We start from the raw sequence: 17195 nt of genomic DNA on the forward strand, positions 1-17195 counted from the left end.
GCGACGGGAAGCCCGTGACCGACACCCCTGAGCACCCCTCTGAACACGCCTCTGAACACGCCTCCGAACACGATGGCGCGCCGTCCGCGGCCGAGCGGGCGGCGCGCGCCGCGGAGGCGATGCGCGCCGCCGAGGCCGCCGCCGCTGCCCCGCCCGCCCCGCCCGGCGGGCCTGCGCAGGAACCGCCGCCGGTCCGGGCGGAGCCGACCGCGCAGGAGGGGCTGCGCGCCCTCACCGACCTGTTCTCCGAGACCGGCGTCCCCGCGCCGCTCACGGCCCGCACGGCGGCCCGCCTCGGACCCGGCGCCGCCGGGCGGCTGCGCGAGGACCCGTGGCGGCTGCTGCGCGTCCCCGGCGTCCGGCCGCGGCAGGCCGACCACTTCGCCCGCGCGCTGCTCGGCCCGGACGCGCGGCCCGACGACCCGCGGCGCGGGCGGGCCCTCGTCCTGCACGTGCTGACCGAGGCGGCGCGCGGCGGCCACACGGTCACGCCCGCCGCCGACGTGGTGTCGGCGCTGGAACGCGTCCAGGTCGCCGACCCGCAGGGCGCCGTGGAGGCCGCGCTGGACGAGGCGGAGGTCCTCACGCTCACCGAGGAGCCCGAGTTCGGCGAGGAGTCGTTCGAGGAGGACGCCGAGCCGCCCGAGCCGGAGGAGACGCTCGGCCCGGCGCGGTGGGCGCTCGCGGAGGAGGCCGCGGCCGAGGGGTTCCAGCGGCTGACGCTCACGGCCGTGCCGCTGCTGGACGACGCGGCGATCAAGGACCTGCGCGACGGCCTGCCCGAGGACCGCTCCCTCGCCCTCACCGCCGCGCTGCGCACCGGCGTGAGCGTCCTGCGCGGGACGCCCGGCGACCTCGCGGGCGCCGCGCTCGTGATCGCGTCGGCCGCCGCCGGCGAGGGCGTCCGCACCGCCGTCGCCGCGCCCACCGACCGCGCCGCCGCCGGCCTCGGCGCCGGTGACGGCGTCGCGGTGACGAGCCTGCACCGGCTGCTGGAGCCGCGGGACGACCCGTCCGCCGCGCCGGGCGCCGTCGTCTACGGGCGCGGCGAACAGAACCCCCTCGAACTCGACCTGATCCTGGTGACGGACGCGTCCGCGCTCGACGTCGAGCTGTGCGCCGTGCTGGTCGAAGCGTGCCCCGACGGCGCCCACCTGGTGCTGTGCGCCGAGCCGGACGCGCCGCCGCCCGCCGGGCCCGGCCGGCCGCTGGACGATCTGGAGGCGTCCGAGACGGTGCCCGTCGTGATGCTGGACGCGGCGCCGCCGTCCGAGCCGCTCGGCGAGCTGACCGAGGCGGTGCGCGGCGGCGAGCTCGTCGCCGTGGACGCGCCCGGACGCGAGGTCGTCATCGTGCCCGCCGAGGGCCCGGGCGAGGCGGTGCACCGCGCCGTCCAGCTCGTCACCGACTCGATTCCCCGCGCGCTCGGGATCCCGGTCGAGGACGTCCAGGTCGTCGCGCCCGCCTCCGGCGGCGACGCGGGCGCCACCGCCCTGAACGCGGCGCTGAAGGCGCGCCTGAACCCCGGCCCCGGGAAGTTCGGCGGGATGGACCCGGGCGACCGGGTGGTCGTCGCCGCGGCGCTGCCGCACGCCCCGCTCGGCGAGACGGGGACGGTCACCGGCGGCGGCGCGCACGGCCTGGACGTCGAGTTCCCCGGCGGCCCCGCCGTCGTCGCCCCGGCGGACGCGTCCCGGCTGCGGCACGGCTGGGCGCTGACGGTCGCGCAGGCCCGCGGGACGCGCCGTCCCGCCGTGGTCGCGGTCATGTCGCCCGAGGGCCTGTCCCGTTCGGTGGTGGCCACCGCGTTCGGGCTGGCCGGGCGGCACCTGTCGGTCGTGCAGGCGGCCGGGCCGGGGCTGGCGAAGGCCGTCCGCGAAGGCGGGACGCCCGCGCGGCGCACCAGGCTCGCGAGGCTCGTGATCCAGTGAGGGTCGCGACGGGGTAAAGAAACCGTCGTTTCACGGTTTAGGGACCCATCCGTATGGGACACGATGTCAACAACGGTGAGGACCGGCATCGGGTGGAGGAGCGACATGCCCCATCGGCTCAGGCGGCTCGGTTCGGCGTCAGCGGCGGTCACGGCGGGCGCGCTCGTCCTGCTCCTGCCCGCGCCCGCGGCGGACGCCGCCGCGGCGGACACCTGCAAGAAGGGCACGGACCCGGCGAGCACCATCGAGAACTGGACGTGCAACCTCGGCAACCTGCGCGAGGCGCTGCTCCCGACGAGCCCCGCCCCGAAACCGGAGCCCACCCCGCCGAAGACGCCCGACAAACCGGATAAGCCCGCGCCAGGGTCCGGGAACAAGGGCGCGAAGGCGCCGGAGAAGGCGCCCCGCGAGGCCCCTGCGGCTCCGGGCGGCCAGGTGTCGTTCGGGCCGTCCGGTTCCAGGGAGTTCACGCCGTACGCGGGCGGCCCGCCGCCCGAGTCGTCCCTGCCGCCCGGCACCCTGCCCGCACCCGAACTCGCCACCGCTCCGGACGCCCACGGGCCGCCGGGGACGGCCGCCGGGCCGCAGACGCGGCTCGTCTCCCCCGTCGCGGCGTCGGGGAGCGACAGCGGTCAAATGCTGTGGGTCGCCGCCGCGGCCGGCGCAGCGGGGGCCGTGGCCGCCCTCAACCTCAACATCGCCGCCCGCGCCCTCCGCCGCAGAGTCCGCTGACCGGCCCTTCCGGAGCGAGAGGCCCCTCCCGCGCGGTGGGACGGGCCTCTCCAAATGTCCGGGGAGGACGCGCTCAGCCCGCGGCCCCGACGGCATGCAGTCCGCCGTCGACGTGGACGATCTCGCCCGTCGTCGCCGGGAACCAGTCCGACAGCAGCGCCGCGCACGCCCGCGCGGTCGGCTCGCTGTCCTTGATGTCCCAGCCGAGCGGCGCCGCCTTCGGCCACATCTCCGTCATGCCCTCGAACCCGGGGATGCTCTTGGCCGCCATCGTGGCGAGCGGGCCCGCGGCGACGAGGTTGACCCGGATGCCCTGCGGGCCCAGGTACTTGGCGAGGTAGCGGGCGCACGACTCCAGGCCGGCCTTCGCCACGCCCATCCAGTCGTACACCGGCCACGCCTTGGTGGCGTCGAAGTCGAGGCCGACGACGGAGCCGCCGTCCTTCATCAGCGGCAGGCACGCCATCGTCAAGGACTTCAGCGAGTACGTCGAGGCGTGCACGGCGGTCGCGACGTCCTCCCACGGCGTCTCCAGGAACGTGCCGCCGAGCGCGGTCTGCGGCGCGAACGCGATCGCGTGGACGACGCCGTCCAGGTGGTCGAAGCCGTTGTCGCGGAGGTTCCCGGCGAGCGCGTCGAGCTGCGCGGTGTCCGTCACGTCCAGCTCGATCACCGGCGGCGGCGAGTCGGGACCTGACGGGAGCCGCTTCGCGGTCCGCGCCGTCAGCGACGGGCGCGGGTAGGCGGTCAGCGCCACCTCGGCGCCCTGCTCCTGCGCGACCCGCGCGATGTGGAAGCCGATGGAGGCGTCGGTGAGGACGCCGGTGACCAGGATCCGCTTGCCTTCGAGAATGCCCATGACCGTCAGTGCCCCATTCCCAGTCCGCCGTCCACGGGGATCACGGCCCCGGTGATGTAGGCGGCGTCCTCGCTCGCCACGAACCGCACCGCCTTCGCGACCTCCTCCGGCCTGGCGATCCGGCCGAGCGGGATCGAGGCGGTGATGGCCTTCTGCTGGTCCTCGGTCAGCACCGCCGTCATGTCGGTGTCGACGAACCCCGGCGCGACGACGTTCACGGTGACGCCGCGGGATCCGAGCTCGCGGGCCAGCGACCGGGCGAACCCGACCATGCCCGCCTTGGACGCGGCGTAGTTCGCCTGCCCCGCCGAGCCGGACAGGCCCACCACGGACGAGACCAGCACGATCCGCCCGGTCCGCTTGCGCATCATGCTCTTCACCGCGCGCTTGGCGACGCGGAACGAGCCCGTCAGGTTCGTGTCGATGACGGACGTGAACGACTCCTCGCTCATGATCGCCAGCAGGGTGTCCTTGGTGATCCCGGCGTTGGCGACGACCACCTCGACCGGGCCCTGCTCCGCCTCGACCTTGCCGAACGCGGCGTCGACGTCCTCGGCGCTCGTCACGTCGCACCGGACGCCGAACAGGCCGTCCGGGGGCTCGCCGGACCGGTAGGTGACCGCCACGGCGTCGCCCGCCGCGGCGAGCTCGCGGGCGATGGCCAGGCCGATGCCCCGGTTACCCCCGGTCACGAGGACAGAGCGACTCATCAGGACCCTCTCGTTCAGGCTGCGCGTTCCCGTTCAGGCTGCCGCGTTGGCTGCGGCACGACACTAGCGGCCGGGCGCCGCCCTGCGGATGTGCCGAACCGACAACTTCCGCCGACCCCGCTTTGTTCACGCGCGATGTTCACGCGTGATCGATCCGGCGTGTTCCGCGCGCGGAACCGGGGGCGGAACGCGGGCGGCGGCGGCGGTAGGTTGCGGAGGGTGCATGACATCGATCCCGCCTTCACCGCGCTGCCGCTCCGCGCGCTGGCCGACGCGGCCCTCACCCGGGCCCGGGAGCTGGGCGCCGAGCACGCCGACTTCCGCCTCGAACGCATCCGCAGCCAGACGCTCAACCTCCGCGACGCCGCGCTGGAGACCGCGCTGGACGCCGACGACGTCGGCCTGTCCGTCCGCGTCGTCAAGGACGGCACCTGGGGCTTCGCCGCCGGCATCGACCTGACCGCCGGCGGCGCCGCCCGCGTCGCCGCGCAGGCCGTGGAGGTCGCCGCCGTCGCCGAGCCCGTCAACCGCGAACCCATCGAGCTGGCCCCCGAACCCGTCCACGGAGAGCGCACCTGGGTCTCCGCCTACGAGATCGACCCGTTCGACGTCCCGACCGGCGAGAAGATCGCGCTGCTGGCCGGGTGGAGCCGCCGCCTCCTGGACGACGACCGCGTCGACCACGTGGACGCCACCCTCATGCAGGTCAAGGAGAACAAGTTCTTCGCCGACCTGGCCGGGACCGTCACCACCCAGCAGCGCGTCCGCCTGTACCCCGCGGTGGACGCCGTCGGCATCTCCGGCCCGCTGTTCGACACGATGCGGACGCTCGCGCCGCCCGCCGGGTACGGCTGGGAATGGCTGACCGGCGACCACTGGGACTGGGACGGCGAGCTGGCGCGGATCCCCGAGCTGCTGGCGGAGAAGCTCGCGGCGCCGTCCGTCGACCCGGGCGTGTACGACGTCGTCGTCGACCCGTCCAACCTGTGGCTGACGATCCACGAGTCGATCGGGCACGCGACGGAGCTGGACCGGGCGCTCGGATACGAGGCCGCCTACGCGGGCACCTCGTTCGCCACGCCCGACAAGCTCGGCGAGCTGCAGTACGGCTCGAAGGTCATGAACGTCACCGGGGACCGCACCGCCGAGCACGGCCTCGCCACCATCGGCTACGACGACGAGGGCGTCGAGGCCCAGGCGTTCGACATCATCGCCGAGGGACGCTTTACCGGGTACCAGACCGACCGGCGCATCGCCCGCCTCACCGGCGCCGGCCGCTCCAACGGGTGCGCGTTCGCGGACGCGGCGTCCAGCATGCCGATCCAGCGGATGGCGAACGTGTCGCTCCAGCCCGCCGAGGACGGCCCGTCCACCGACGAGCTCATCTCCGGCGTCGACCGCGGCGTCTACATCGTCGGCAACAAGAGCTGGTCGATCGACATGCAGCGCTACAACTTCCAGTTCACCGGGCAGCGGTTCTACCGCATCGAGAACGGGCGGCTCGCCGGGCAGCTCCGCGACGTCGCCTACCAGGCCACCACCACCGACTTCTGGAACTCGATGGAAGCCGTCGGCGGCCCGCAGACGTACGTGCTCGGCGGCGCGTTCAACTGCGGGAAGGGCCAGCCGGGCCAGATCGCGCCGGTCAGCCACGGCTGCCCGTCGGCGCTGTTCCGCGGCGTCAACATCCTCAACGCGCTGAAGGAGGCCGGGCAGTGACCGGGATGAGGCCGAACGAGGCCGTGGAGCGGGCGCTGGAGCTGTCCCGCGCGGACGACTGCGTCGTCATCGCCGACGAGGCGAGCACCGCGAACCTGCGGTGGGCGGGCAACACCCTCACCACCAACGGCGTGACGCGCTCCAGCCGCCTCACCGTCATCGCGCTGCGGAACACCGCGGGCGGCGTCGCCGCGGGCGTCGTGTCGCGGTCGGCGGTGGACGCCGGCGGCATCGAGGACCTGGTGCGCGCCGCCGAGGCCGACGCCGCCGGGAGCGAGCCCGCCGAGGACGCCCGTCCCCTCGTCGCCGAGGGCCCGGCCGCCGCGTCGGCGGCGTGGGACGAAGACCCGGCCGAGACCGGCATCGGCGTGTACGAGGGGTTCGCGCCCGCGCTGGGCGAGGCGTTCGCCGCCGCGGAGTCCGCCGACCGGCGCCTGTACGGGTTCGCCAACCACGTCGTGACCTCGACGTTCGTCGGGAACTCGGCCGGGCTGCGGGCGCGGCACGTCCAGCCGACCGGGCTGCTGGAGCTGAACGCCAAGGGCGCGGGCGGCTCGGCGTGGGCGGGCGTCGCCACCCGCGACTTCGCCGACGTGGACGTCCACGCGCTGACCGCCGACCTGGACCGGCGGCTGACGTGGGGCGAGCGGCGCGTGGACCTGCCCGCCGGGCGGTACGAGACGATCCTGCCGCCGTCCGCCGTCGCCGACCTGATGATCTACCTGTACTGGTCGGCGGGCGCGCAGGACGCCCTGGACGGCCGCACCGTGTTCAGCGCGCCCGGCGGCGGCACCCGCGTCGGCGAGAAGCTCGCGAGCCTGCCCGTCAGCCTGTCCAGCGACCCGGCCGCGGCGGGCCTGCAGTGCGCGCCGTTCGTGGTCGCGCACGCGTCCAGCCGCGAGGAGTCGGTGTTCGACAACGGCCTCGCGCTCGGCGCCACCGACTGGATCCGCGACGGCGACCTCGCCTCGCTGACCCAGACGCGGCACTCGGCGGAGCGCACCGGGCTGCCGCTCACCCCGCCCATCGACAACCTCGCGATGACGGGGCCGGACGGCGGCGCGTCCCTGGAGGAGATGATCGCCCGCACCGAGCGCGGGCTGCTGCTGACGTGCCTGTGGTACATCCGGACGGTCGACCCGCAGAGCCTGCTGCTGACCGGCCTCACCCGCGACGGCGTCTACCTCGTCGAGGACGGCGAGGTCGTCGGGGCCGTGAACAACTTCCGGTTCAACGAGAGCCCGGTCGACCTGCTGTCACGCCTCACCGAGGTCGGCGGGACCGTCCCGACGCTGCCGCGCGAGTGGTCGGACTACTTCACGCGCGCCGCGATGCCCGCCCTGCGCGTCCCCGACTTCCACATGTCGACGGTGAGCAAGGCGACGTGAGCCGTGCGGCACGGCCGCGCGCGTCACGCCGGCGCGCGGCCGTGCCGCTCAGGTGTCTTCCAGGCGGAAGCCGACCTTCATGGTGACCTGGATGTGGGCGACCTCACCGTCCTCGATCTGGCCGCGGACCTCGGTCACCTCGAACCAGTCCAGGTGCCGCAGCGTCTGCGCGGCGCGCCTGACGCCGTTGCGGATGGCGGCCTCGACCGACTCCGGCGAGGTCCCGACGATCTCCGTCACCCGGTACGTGCGATCGGTCATCTCGTTCCTCCCGAGCGTGCACGAGTCCCTGCCTTCTGACCCGTGCTGCCTTTTGACCCGTACTGCTGTCGCCTGCCGGTCCCCTTGGGCTTACCGTGGAAACGTGAGGGTCAATCACCATCGGGCGCCGGCGGTCTACACGGTCACCGACGCGCCGCTCCCACTGTCGGACGACATCGGGCACCGGCAGCGGCGCTATCTGATGTCCATGGGCGTCCGGACGGGCTGTTTCGTCGGCGCGGTGCTGGCCGCGGTGGCCGGCGCGCCGGTGTGGGTGGTGATCCTTCTCATCGTCGGGGCGCTCTTCCTGCCCTACATCGCGGTCGTCTTCGCCAACGGCGGACGGGAGCCGACCCCCTCCGCGACCTTCGGCGACCCGCAAGGGCGCGAACAGAAGCCGGTTTCCGGACAGCGACCAGAAATCGGGTCGTGACATTCTCTTGACTAACCGCGGGGGGTTTCGGTGTACGATTTGTACCGGCGCTCTGGTCCCCCGTCGGAGCGCCCGTGCCGGTGTTCCGGGCCCCCGTCGGAACACCGATGATGCGGCGCCGGGTGGATTGCCCCCGTATCCACCCGGCGCCGCTTTTCAATGTCCGGGGTATCTCCTGGGACTTCCACGGGTCGCGGATGACCCGCCCGTGACGCGTCCTTGAACGCCCCACCTCGGCCGTAGCGCATCCGCGGGAGAAGGCAAGCCCCGGCGGTGGCCTGGTCCGGCCAGGGCCCGAAATCCGGAACCGTCCGTCAGGACGGGACGCTCCTGGACCGATCCGATCCGGCCCGCGCTGCGTACTCCTGGGCACCGGCACCCGCAGTCCCCCGCCCGAGGGGAGGTCTCGTGGACCCAGGATTCCGGCTGGACGACCGCTACCGCCTGGAGCGCCGCCTCGAGCGGCGCGGCCCGGCGCAGGTGTGGGCCGCCCGCGACGATCTGCTCGCCCGCCGCGTCGCCGTGACGGTCGTCGGCGTCCGGCGGACCAGGCGGGACCTGCGGCGGCGGCTCAGGGACGCGGCCCGCGCCGCCGCCGCGCTCGCCCACCCCAACATCGTGACCACCTACGACTACGGCGAGGCGGAGGGCTCCGAAGGAGACGCGCTGGCGTACGCGGTGACGGAGTACCTCGGCGGCGAGTCCCTCGCGGAGCGCCTCACGCGGGGGCTGCCGGGCGCTCAGGAGGCCGTGGACGTGTGCGCGCAGCTCGCCGACGCACTGACCGCCGTCCACGCCTGCGGGATCGTGCACGGCGATCTGAGGCCCGCCCAGGTGTTCCTCACCGCGGACGGCGTGAAGCTCCTCGGCCTCGGCCTCACCGGCGCCCTCACCGAGGAAGCCGCGGAGGCCGGGGAGGCTGCGGACGCGCCGTCCGGGCGGGCTCAGGACGTGGTGGCATTCGGGCGGATCCTCGCCGAATGCCTCACCGGCGACCCGGAGGCCGCAGCGCCTGCCATCGACGCCGGGGACGTGCAGGCCGACCTGGTCGGCCTGGCCGCACGCTGCCGCGCCGGCGCCCCTGCCGAGCGGCCCGGCGCCGCCGACATCGCCCGGATCCTGACGGCCGAGGCCACGGACACGGCGTTTCTTCCAGCGGTGGAAATGCCCGGCTCCCCCGCCGCCGGACGAGGCGGATCGCGGTGGCGCGGGCTGGGACGGGCCGGGCGGGCGGCGGCGCTCGGCGGCGCGGCCGCGGCGGTGCTCGCGCTGGTCCTCGCCCCGCTCGGGGTGATCACGTCGCTGCCGGACGCACCGCGCGGCGTGGCGCTGCCGCCGCTGCCGAACCGGTCCGGCGCGGCGCCGCCGTCCGGTTCCGCGGGAGATCCGGGCGGACGCTCGCCCGCGCCGTCCGCACCGGCGGTCCCGCCCGGCCCGGCCGTCCCGGCGGCTGAGACGCGCGCCGTGACGGTCGGCGCGCTCGCGCGGATGCGGCGCGCGATCGACGTGGGCATCGCGGCCGGCGAGGTCGGGACGCGGTTCGGCGCCGACCTGGCCCGCGAGGTCAGCACGCTGCTGAACCAGGTGGACGGCGGCGAGCCGGTGGACCTCGGCGGGCGGGTGGAGCGGATCCGCGCGGCCATCGCCGGCCGGGCCCCCGGCGAGGTCTCCCCCGGACGCGCGGCGGGCCTCACCGCGCTGCTCGAAGAAGTCCCCGTCCGGTCCTGAACCGCCGGACCCCTTGACGGACGACACCGATGAGACGAACATCACACCTGCCCCTACTGAGACAGATCATCAATGTGTCTCATGGAGATCGGCGATGAACGGACGCGACGACATGCCCGAGTGGGCGCCCCGAAACCCGCCGGGAACGGGCGGGACCAGCAGCACTTACACCTTCCTGGGCACCTCCTACCTGGGCGGCTTCCCGTCGGGCACGGCAGTGGGCGGTGCGGGCGTGGCTGCGGGCGACACGTCCACCGCCGCTGGGGGCGCCGGGCGGACCGGCAGGCGGCCGGGGCCGGCGCACGCGGCCGCCAAATCGGCCTGGTGGCGCCGGCGCTCGTTCCGTCCGCCGAAGCGGGTCGGCGGCGAGCTGCTGGGGCCGCTCGCGGGGGCCGCGGGGCTGATGCTGCTGGCGGGCCTCGGCGTGTACGCGCTCGCGTCCCGCGCGGGCGAGTGCTCGGGCGACGGCGCGCTCACCGTCGAGGTGGCCGCGGCCCCGGACGTCGCGCCCGCGGTGATCCGGGCCGCGCGGCGGTTCAACGACGACCGCCACGAGGTCGCTGGCCGGTGCGCCCGCGCCCTGGTGCGGCCGGCCGAACCGGCCGCGGTCGCGACGCTGCTGTCCGGCCGGGGCAGCGCCGGGGTCACCGAGCCGCCGGACGTCTGGATCCCCGACTCGTCCCTCTGGACGAAGCTCGTCGAGGGCACCGGCCGGGACGGGACCGCCACCGGGCCGATCGGCACGGCGCCGACCGCCACGGGGCCGTTCGTCCGGCTCGGCGGGATGGCGTCGGCCCCGATCGTCCTGGCGATGCCGCGCGGGCTGGCGGCGCAGCTGCGGAACCTCGGGGCGCCGGCGCGGCCGACCTGGCGGGAGCTGCTGGCGGCGGCCGGGACGGCCGGGAACTCCGACCGGGGGCCCGGCGTCGGCGGGGGCGGCGGCGTGATCCCGCCGCGGCTGCTGCGGCTCCAGGTCCCCGACCCCGACCGCGACGCCACCGGGATGGGCGCGCTGCTCCTGGCCAGCGCGCTGCTGTCGGGCGACGCCGAGGGCCGGGCGCTGTTCACCGGCGTGGTGCGGACGTTCCGCGAGGGGGTCGTGGCGTCGGTGAAGGCGGAGTTCGACGCGTTCCGGAAGGCGGGCGGCGACGACCGCTATCCCGTCGCGCTCGCGCCGGAGCAAGCCGTGTTCGCCTACAACGCGCGGCGTCCGCCCGAGCCCGCGACCGCGGTGTATCCGGCCGAGGGGACCGTGTTCCTCGACCATCCCGTCACCGTCCTGTCGAAGGACCCGGCGACGGTGAGCGCGGGCAGGCTGCTGTGGGAGGCGCTCTCGTCCGGGGAGACGCGCGACGACGTCCGGAGCCTCGGGTTCCGGACGCCCGACGGCGCCGCGCCCGCCGCGTTCTCCGAGCGGACCGGCCTGAACCCGGGCGCGCCGAAGGCGCTGCCGCCCGCGCCGGCGGCGGAGGTGCGGCGCACCATGCAGCAGTGGGCGCAGCTGTCGCTGAGCATCCGGATGCTGAGCGTCATCGACGTCTCCGGGTCCATGAACGAGCGGGTCGCGCCGGGCGTGACGCGGCTGCAGTCGACGGTCCGCACCGCGCAGGGCGGGCTGTCGCTGCTGCCGGGCGACAGCGAGCTCGGCCAGTGGGTGTTCTCCACGAAGCTGGGCGGCGGACGCGACTGGCGGGAACTGGTGAGCGTCGGCCCCCTGGACGAGCGGCTCGGCTCCGCCACCCGCCGCCAGCTCGTGCTCAGCGCGTTCGCGCAGATCAGGGTCAAGAGGGGCGGCGGGACGGGCCTGTACGACACGGTCATGGCCGCGTTCGACCACATGAAGCGGACCTACAAGCCGGAGTACGTGAACTCCGTCCTCCTCTGGACGGACGGCAGGAACGAGGACCCGGAGGGCCCCTCGCTCGCCGAGGCCCTGGACCACATTCGCCGCGGGCACGACCCGGAGCGTCCCGTCCTGATCAACATGTTCGGGTACGGCCCGGACGTCGACGTCCGGGAGCTGAGGCGGATCGCGCGGCTGACGAACGGCGACGCCTACGTGGCCGAGACGCCGGGCCAGGTCCAGGACCTCTTCCTCAAGGCGCTGTCCAGGCGCGTCTGCGAACCGGAGTGCTGACCGACGAATCCGCCGGGTTCCCATCCGCGCCGCGATTGATTCTAGAATATGGTTCGAGTTAGGTTGTGCGTTCTGCCAGGCCAGGGAGCGAAAGGGGACCCGCGTGCGCCGCACCCTGTTCAACGAGGACCACGAGGCGTTCCGGGAGATGATCCGGGCGTTCGTCGAGGCCGAGGTCGCGCCGGTCTACGGCGAGTGGGAGGACGCGGGCCACCCGCCGCGCGACTTCTACCGGCGGCTCGGCGAACTCGGCGTGCTCGGCATCCAGGTCCCCGAGGAGTACGGCGGCGCGGGCGAGACCAGCTTCAAGTACCAGGCGGTGGTGTCCGAGGAGTGCGCCCGCGCCGGGGTGGGCTTCGGCGGCTACGCGGTGCACGTCAACCTCGTCCTGCCCTACCTGCTGAAATACGGCTCCGACGAGCAGAAGAAGCGGTGGCTGCCGCCGTTCGCGTCCGGCGAGATGATGACGGCCATCGCGATGACCGAGCCCGGCACCGGCTCCGACCTCGCCGGGATGCGGACGACCGCGCGCCGCGACGGCGACCACTACGTCCTGAACGGCGCCAAGACGTTCATCACCGGCGGCGTCCTCGCCGACCGGGTGCTCGTCGTCGCCCGCACCTCCCCCGCCGCGCCGGAGAACCGCCGCGCGGGCCTGTCGATCCTGGCCGTGGACACCGGGAGCGAGGGCTACTCCGTCGGCCGCAAGCTGGAGAAGATCGGGCTGCGCAGCTCCGACACCGCCGAGCTGTCGTTCACCGACGTCCGGGTGCCGGTGGACGACCTCCTCGGCGAGGAGGGCCGCGGGTTCGAGTACCTGGCGCACAACCTGGCCGAAGAGCGTCTCGGCATCGCGACCAGCTCCTACGCGTCCGCGGCGGCCGCCGTGGAGTTCGCCCGCAGGTACGTGCAGGACCGGACGGTCTTCGGCAAGACCGTCTCGTCGTTCCAGAACACCAAGTTCGTCCTCGCCGAGTGCGCCACCGAGGTCGAGGCCGCGCGGTCGCTGGTGGACCGCTGCATCGAGGCCCTCGACGCCGGGGAGCTGACGCCCGCCGACGCCGCCGTCGCCAAGCTGTTCTGCACCGAGGTGCAGGGCCGCGTGGTCGACAAGTGCCTGCAGCTGCACGGCGGCTACGGCTACATCCTGGAGTACCCGATCGCGCGGCTGTACGCGGACGCCCGCGTCACCCGCATCTACGGTGGCACCAGCGAGGTCCTCAAGACCATCATCGCCAAGGACCTCCAGGTCTGACCCGGGCCAGGACCTCCAGGTCCGACTCAGTAGGTCCGGGCGGCGGCCAGCTCCCGGGCCAGGGCGTCCGGGGCGTCGGCGAGGGACGGCCCGTACCAGGTGAGGCACCGTCCGTCGACGAGCGCGACGTCGACGCCCGGGAACGACTCGGGGCCGTCGTCCGCGGTGAACCGGTAGGGCTCGTCCGGCAGGACGACCAGGTCGGCGCCGGACGCGTTCAGCTCGCCGAGCGGGACCTTCGGGTACCGGTCGGCGTGGCCGGCGTAGACGTTGGACACGCCCAGGCGGGACAGGACGTCGCCGGTGAAGGTGTCGCGTCCGACGACCATCCACGGCCGCCGCCAGATCGCGATCACCGCGCTTCGCCGCTTGCCGGGCGTGACGCCGGACCAGGCGCGGGACGCCTCGTCCAGCCAGCCCGGCGCCGGGACGCGGCACGCCTCGGCGAGCATCCGGCGCAGCGACGCCAGCGCCTCGTCCACGGTGCGGATCTCCGTCATCCACACCGCGATCCCGGCGGCGCGCATCGCCTCGACGTCGGCCGGACGGTTCTCCTCGGTGTTGCCGAGGACGACGTCCGGCCGCAGCTCCGCGATCCTCTCCAGGTCGGGGTTCTTGGTGCCCCGGACGCGCGGCACGTCCAGGCCGGCGGGGTGGGTGCACCAGTCGGTGGCGCCCGCCAGCAGGCCGGGAGCGGTGACCGCGACCGTCTCCGTCAGCGACGGGACGATCGACACCACCCGGCGCACCCGGTCCGGAACCGGGACCGGGGCGCCGGTGTCGTCGAGCGGAGTCACACGTTGCGGCGGTATTGACCGCCGACCTCGAAGAACGCGTCGGTGATCTGCTGGAGGCTGCAGACGCGGGCGGCGTCCATCAGCACCGCGAACACGTTCTCGCCGGCCTGCGCCGCGTCCTTCAGCGCGTCGAGGGCCGTCCGCGCCTCGTCGCGGCGCGCGTCCTGGTAGCCGCGGACGCGGTCGAGCTGGGACCGCTTCTCGTCCTCGGTGGCGCGGGCCAGCTCGATCGTGTCGGGCGTCCCGTCGCCGGAGTCCGGGCTGCGGAACGTGTTGACGCCGACGATCGGCAGGGAGCCGTCGTGCTTGCGCTGCTCGTACAGCATCGACTCGTCCTGGATGCGGCCGCGCTGGTAGCCGGTCTCCATCGCGCCGAGGACGCCGCCGCGCTCGCTGATGCGGTCGAACTCCGCCAGCACCGCCTCTTCGACGAGGTCGGTCAGGTCGTCGATGATGTACGACCCCTGCAGCGGGTTCTCGTTCATCGCCAAACCCCACTCGCGGTTGATGATGAGCTGGATCGCCAGGGCGCGGCGCACCGATTCGGCCGTCGGGGTCGTGACGGCCTCGTCGTAGGCGTTGGTGTGGAGGCTGTTGCAGTTGTCGTAGATGGCGATGAGGGCCTGCAGCGTCGTGCGGATGTCGTTGAAGTCCATCTCCTGCGCGTGCAGGGAGCGCCCGGACGTCTGCACGTGGTACTTCAGCTTCTGGCTGCGCTCGTTGGCGCCGTACCGGTCGCGCATGGCGACGGCCCAGATGCGGCGGGCGACGCGTCCGAGGACGCTGTACTCGGGGTCCATGCCGTTGGAGAAGAAGAACGACAGGTTGGGCGCGAAGTCGTCCACGTCCATGCCGCGCGCCAGGTACGACTCGACGTAGGTGAACCCGTTGGCGAGGGTGAACGCGAGCTGGCTGATGGGGTTCGCGCCCGCTTCGGCGATGTGGTAGCCGGAGATGGACACCGAGTAGAAGTTGCGGACCTTGTTGGCGATGAACCATTCCTGGATGTCGCCCATCATCCGCAGCGAGAACTCGGTGGAGAAGATGCAGGTGTTCTGCCCCTGGTCCTCCTTGAGGATGTCGGCCTGGACGGTGCCGCGCACGGTGGACAGCACGCGCGCGCGGATCGCGGCGGCCTCCTCCCCGGACGGCGCGCGCCCGTGCTCCTCGTAGAAGGCGTCGAGGCCCTGGTCTATGGCGGTGTTGAGGAAGAACGCCAGGATCGTCGGGGCGGGGCCGTTGATGGTCATCGACACCGACGTCGTCGGCGAGGACAGGTCGAACCCGTCGTAGAGGGCCTTCATGTCGTCCAGCGTCGCGATCGACACGCCGGACGTGCCGACCTTGCCGTACACGTCGGGACGCTCGTCCGGGTCGCGCCCGTACAGGGTGACGGAGTCGAACGCGGTGGACAGGCGCGTCGCGGGCTGCCCTTCCGAGAGCAGCTTGAAGCGGCGGTTGGTGCGGAACGGGTCGCCCTCCCCCGCGAACATGCGCGCCGGGTCCTCGTTGTCGCGCTTGAAGGGGAACACGCCCGCGGTGTACGGGAACCGTCCGGGGAGGTTCTCGTTGCGCAGGAAGCGCAGCAGTTCGCCGTGTTCGGTGTAGCGCGGCAGCGCGACGCGCGGGATGCGGCTGCCCGACAGCGACTCGCGGGTCAGCTTGGTGTGCAGCTCCTTGTCGCGGATCCGCACGACCTGCTCGTCGCCGGAGTACGACTCCACGACCGCGGGCCAGCCCTCGATCAGGTCGGCGTTCTCCGGCGCCACGTCCCGGCGCGCCCCGGCCAGCAGCTCTTCGACCTCGGACGCGTCGGTCAGCTCGGCGCGGACCTCGTCCAGCCGCTGGACGCGCCGCACCGCCTCGATCTGCTTCACCGTGTCGGCGTGGTAGCCGCGGACGGTTTCGGAGATGTCCGACAGGTACCGCACCCGGCCGGGCGGGATGACGGTCGCCGCGCCGGTCGACACCTTCGACGTGATCTCGGGGAGGACGCCGTCCGCCAGCTCCAGCCCGTGCTCGCCGAGCAGCCCGCCCAGATGCTGGTAGAGCGCGGTGACGCCGTCGTCGTTGAACGTGGCGGCGCTGGTGCCGAACACGGGCATGTCCTCGGGCCGCTGCCCGAACGCCTCCCTGTTGCGGACGAGCTGCCGCGACACGTCCCGCAGCGCGTCGGCCGCGCCGCGCCGCTCGAACTTGTTGATCGCGACGACGTCTGCGAAGTCGAGCATGTCGATCTTCTCGAGCTGGGTCGCGGCGCCGAACTCGGGCGTCATCACGTACAGCGACACGTCGACCAGCGGGACGATCGCGGCGTCGCCCTGCCCGATGCCGGGCGTCTCCAGGATGACGAGGTCGTATCCGGCGGCCTTGCAGGCGCCGACGATGTCCTCGATGTTGTCGGGCAGCTCCCGCGCGCCGCGGGTCGCCAGCGAGCGGAAGAAGACGTGGTCGCCGTCCAGGGCGTTCATCCGGATCCGGTCGCCGAGCAGCGCGCCGCCGCCGCGCCGCCGCGTCGGGTCGACGGCCAGGACCGCGACGCGCAGCTTGTCCTGCTGGTCGACGCGGAGCCGCCGCACCAGCTCGTCGGTGAGGGACGACTTGCCGGAGCCGCCCGTCCCGGTGATCCCGAGCACGGGGACGGGCCGCTTGCCCGCCGCCTCGGCGAGCAGCGCCCGGTCGTCATCGGGCAGCTTCCCGGCCTGGAGGCAGGTGATGGCCCGCGCCAAGGCGTGCCGCTCCCCCGCCACGACGGCCTCGGCCGGGGCGGGCTCGGCGGCGAGGTCGACGTCGCAGTCGCGCACCAGCTCGTTGATCATTCCCGGCAGGCCGAGCCGCTGGCCGTCCTCCGGCGAGAAGATCCGCACCCCGGCGTCGGACAGCCGCGCGATCTCCTCGTGGACGATCACGCCGCCGCCCCCGCCGAACACCTTCACGTGCTCGGCGCCGGCCTCCTTCAGGCTGCGCGACAGGAACTCGAAGTACTCGACGTGGCCGCCCTGGTAGGAGCTGATCGCGACGCCCTGCGCGTCCTCCTCCAGGACGGCGTCGACGACCTCGCGGACCGAGCGGTCGTGCCCGAGGTGCACCACCTCGGCGCCCTGGGACTGCAGGATGCGCCGCATGATGTTGATCGCCGCGTCGTGGCCGTCGAACAGGGCCGCCGCCGTCACGAACCGCACCGGGTGCTCGGGCTTGTGCAGGTCCCCCGTCACCGCTCTCACCTCAACCCTTGGACATCCAAT

At 73.8% G+C, this 17195-nt stretch carries 13 protein-coding genes; 8 read left to right on the forward strand and 5 right to left on the reverse strand.

Features of this window, described 5'->3' with window-relative positions; all coding sequences use genetic code 11:
• The first annotated feature begins 119 nt into the window (after nucleotides 1–119).
• Nucleotides 120–1931, forward strand: coding sequence for a helix-hairpin-helix domain-containing protein (locus tag ACH35V_RS12140; RefSeq protein ID WP_395972724.1), 1812 nt, complete (start codon nucleotides 120–122; stop codon nucleotides 1929–1931).
• Nucleotides 1932–2036: 105 nt separating this feature from the next.
• Nucleotides 2037–2663, forward strand: a complete 627-nt coding sequence (locus ACH35V_RS12145; RefSeq protein ID WP_395972063.1) for a hypothetical protein — start codon at nucleotides 2037–2039, stop codon at nucleotides 2661–2663.
• A 73-nt stretch (nucleotides 2664–2736) separates the two neighbouring features.
• Here ACH35V_RS12145 and fabI read toward each other — a convergent pair whose 3' ends face one another.
• Both fabI and ACH35V_RS12155 read right to left on the reverse strand, forming a co-directional pair.
• Nucleotides 2737–3522, reverse strand: a complete 786-nt coding sequence (gene fabI, locus ACH35V_RS12150) for an enoyl-ACP reductase FabI (protein WP_395972065.1) — start codon at nucleotides 3520–3522, stop codon at nucleotides 2737–2739.
• Between the two features lie 5 nt (nucleotides 3523–3527).
• Complete coding sequence (locus tag ACH35V_RS12155; RefSeq protein ID WP_395972067.1) at nucleotides 3528–4232, reverse strand: beta-ketoacyl-ACP reductase; 705 nt, start codon at nucleotides 4230–4232, stop codon at nucleotides 3528–3530.
• Between the two features lie 219 nt (nucleotides 4233–4451).
• Here ACH35V_RS12155 and ACH35V_RS12160 point away from each other — a divergent pair, with 219 nt between their 5' ends.
• Both ACH35V_RS12160 and ACH35V_RS12165 read left to right on the forward strand, forming a co-directional pair.
• Nucleotides 4452–5951 (forward strand): TldD/PmbA family protein, encoded by a 1500-nt coding sequence (locus ACH35V_RS12160; protein WP_395972069.1) that lies wholly within the window; start codon nucleotides 4452–4454, stop codon nucleotides 5949–5951.
• Nucleotides 5952–5956: 5 nt separating this feature from the next.
• Nucleotides 5957–7339 carry a metallopeptidase TldD-related protein gene (locus ACH35V_RS12165; protein WP_395972726.1) on the forward strand — a complete coding sequence of 461 codons (1383 nt, stop codon included), beginning with the start codon at nucleotides 5957–5959 and terminating at the stop codon, nucleotides 7337–7339.
• A 48-nt stretch (nucleotides 7340–7387) separates the two neighbouring features.
• Here ACH35V_RS12165 and ACH35V_RS12170 read toward each other — a convergent pair whose 3' ends face one another.
• Nucleotides 7388–7600, reverse strand: coding sequence for a dodecin (locus tag ACH35V_RS12170; protein WP_395972070.1), 213 nt, complete (start codon nucleotides 7598–7600; stop codon nucleotides 7388–7390).
• Nucleotides 7601–7703: 103 nt separating this feature from the next.
• On the opposite strand from ACH35V_RS12170, the gene ACH35V_RS12175 reads away from it, so the two are divergent.
• The 4 genes from ACH35V_RS12175 to ACH35V_RS12190 all read left to right on the forward strand — a co-directional run bounded on the left by ACH35V_RS12175 (nucleotide 7704) and on the right by ACH35V_RS12190 (nucleotide 13153).
• A complete protein-coding gene (locus ACH35V_RS12175) occupies nucleotides 7704–8033 on the forward strand; it encodes a DUF3099 domain-containing protein (RefSeq protein WP_395972071.1) in 330 nt (109 codons plus the stop codon).
• 408 nt (nucleotides 8034–8441) lie between these two features.
• Entirely contained in the window at nucleotides 8442–9761 is a 1320-nt protein-coding gene (locus ACH35V_RS12180; protein ID WP_395972072.1) for a protein kinase, read from the forward strand.
• Nucleotides 9762–9855: 94 nt separating this feature from the next.
• Nucleotides 9856–11898 (forward strand): substrate-binding domain-containing protein, encoded by a 2043-nt coding sequence (locus tag ACH35V_RS12185; protein ID WP_395972074.1) that lies wholly within the window; start codon nucleotides 9856–9858, stop codon nucleotides 11896–11898.
• A gap of 103 nt (nucleotides 11899–12001) precedes the next feature.
• Complete coding sequence (locus tag ACH35V_RS12190; RefSeq protein ID WP_395972075.1) at nucleotides 12002–13153, forward strand: acyl-CoA dehydrogenase family protein; 1152 nt, start codon at nucleotides 12002–12004, stop codon at nucleotides 13151–13153.
• A 26-nt stretch (nucleotides 13154–13179) separates the two neighbouring features.
• On the opposite strand, the gene ACH35V_RS12195 is transcribed toward ACH35V_RS12190, so the two are convergent.
• Nucleotides 13180–13950 (reverse strand): helical backbone metal receptor, encoded by a 771-nt coding sequence (locus ACH35V_RS12195; RefSeq protein WP_395972077.1) that lies wholly within the window; start codon nucleotides 13948–13950, stop codon nucleotides 13180–13182.
• Nucleotides 13947–17165, reverse strand: a complete 3219-nt coding sequence (icmF, locus tag ACH35V_RS12200) for a fused isobutyryl-CoA mutase/GTPase IcmF (protein WP_395972079.1) — start codon at nucleotides 17163–17165, stop codon at nucleotides 13947–13949. The genes ACH35V_RS12195 and icmF overlap by 4 nt, the downstream gene beginning before the upstream one ends.
• Nucleotides 17166–17195: the final 30 nt, after the last annotated feature.

Origin of the sequence: Actinomadura sp. 1N219 (assembly GCF_044326405.1) — a bacterium.
Classification (GTDB): domain Bacteria; phylum Actinomycetota; class Actinomycetes; order Streptosporangiales; family Streptosporangiaceae; genus Spirillospora.

Bases quoted from the DNA above. Each gene is read 5' to 3' on its own strand.
- fabI (WP_395972065.1), bottom strand. From the start codon at position 3,522: ATGGGCATTCTCGAAGGCAAGCGGATCCTGGTCACCGGCGTCCTCACC.
- ACH35V_RS12145 (WP_395972063.1), top strand. From the start codon at position 2,037: ATGCCCCATCGGCTCAGGCGGCTCGGTTCGGCGTCAGCGGCGGTCACG.
- ACH35V_RS12155 (WP_395972067.1), bottom strand. From the start codon at position 4,232: ATGAGTCGCTCTGTCCTCGTGACCGGGGGTAACCGGGGCATCGGCCTG.
- ACH35V_RS12165 (WP_395972726.1), top strand. From the start codon at position 5,957: ATGAGGCCGAACGAGGCCGTGGAGCGGGCGCTGGAGCTGTCCCGCGCG.
- ACH35V_RS12140 (WP_395972724.1), top strand. From the start codon at position 120: ATGCGCGCCGCCGAGGCCGCCGCCGCTGCCCCGCCCGCCCCGCCCGGC.
- ACH35V_RS12185 (WP_395972074.1), top strand. From the start codon at position 9,856: ATGAACGGACGCGACGACATGCCCGAGTGGGCGCCCCGAAACCCGCCG.
- ACH35V_RS12170 (WP_395972070.1), bottom strand. From the start codon at position 7,600: ATGACCGATCGCACGTACCGGGTGACGGAGATCGTCGGGACCTCGCCG.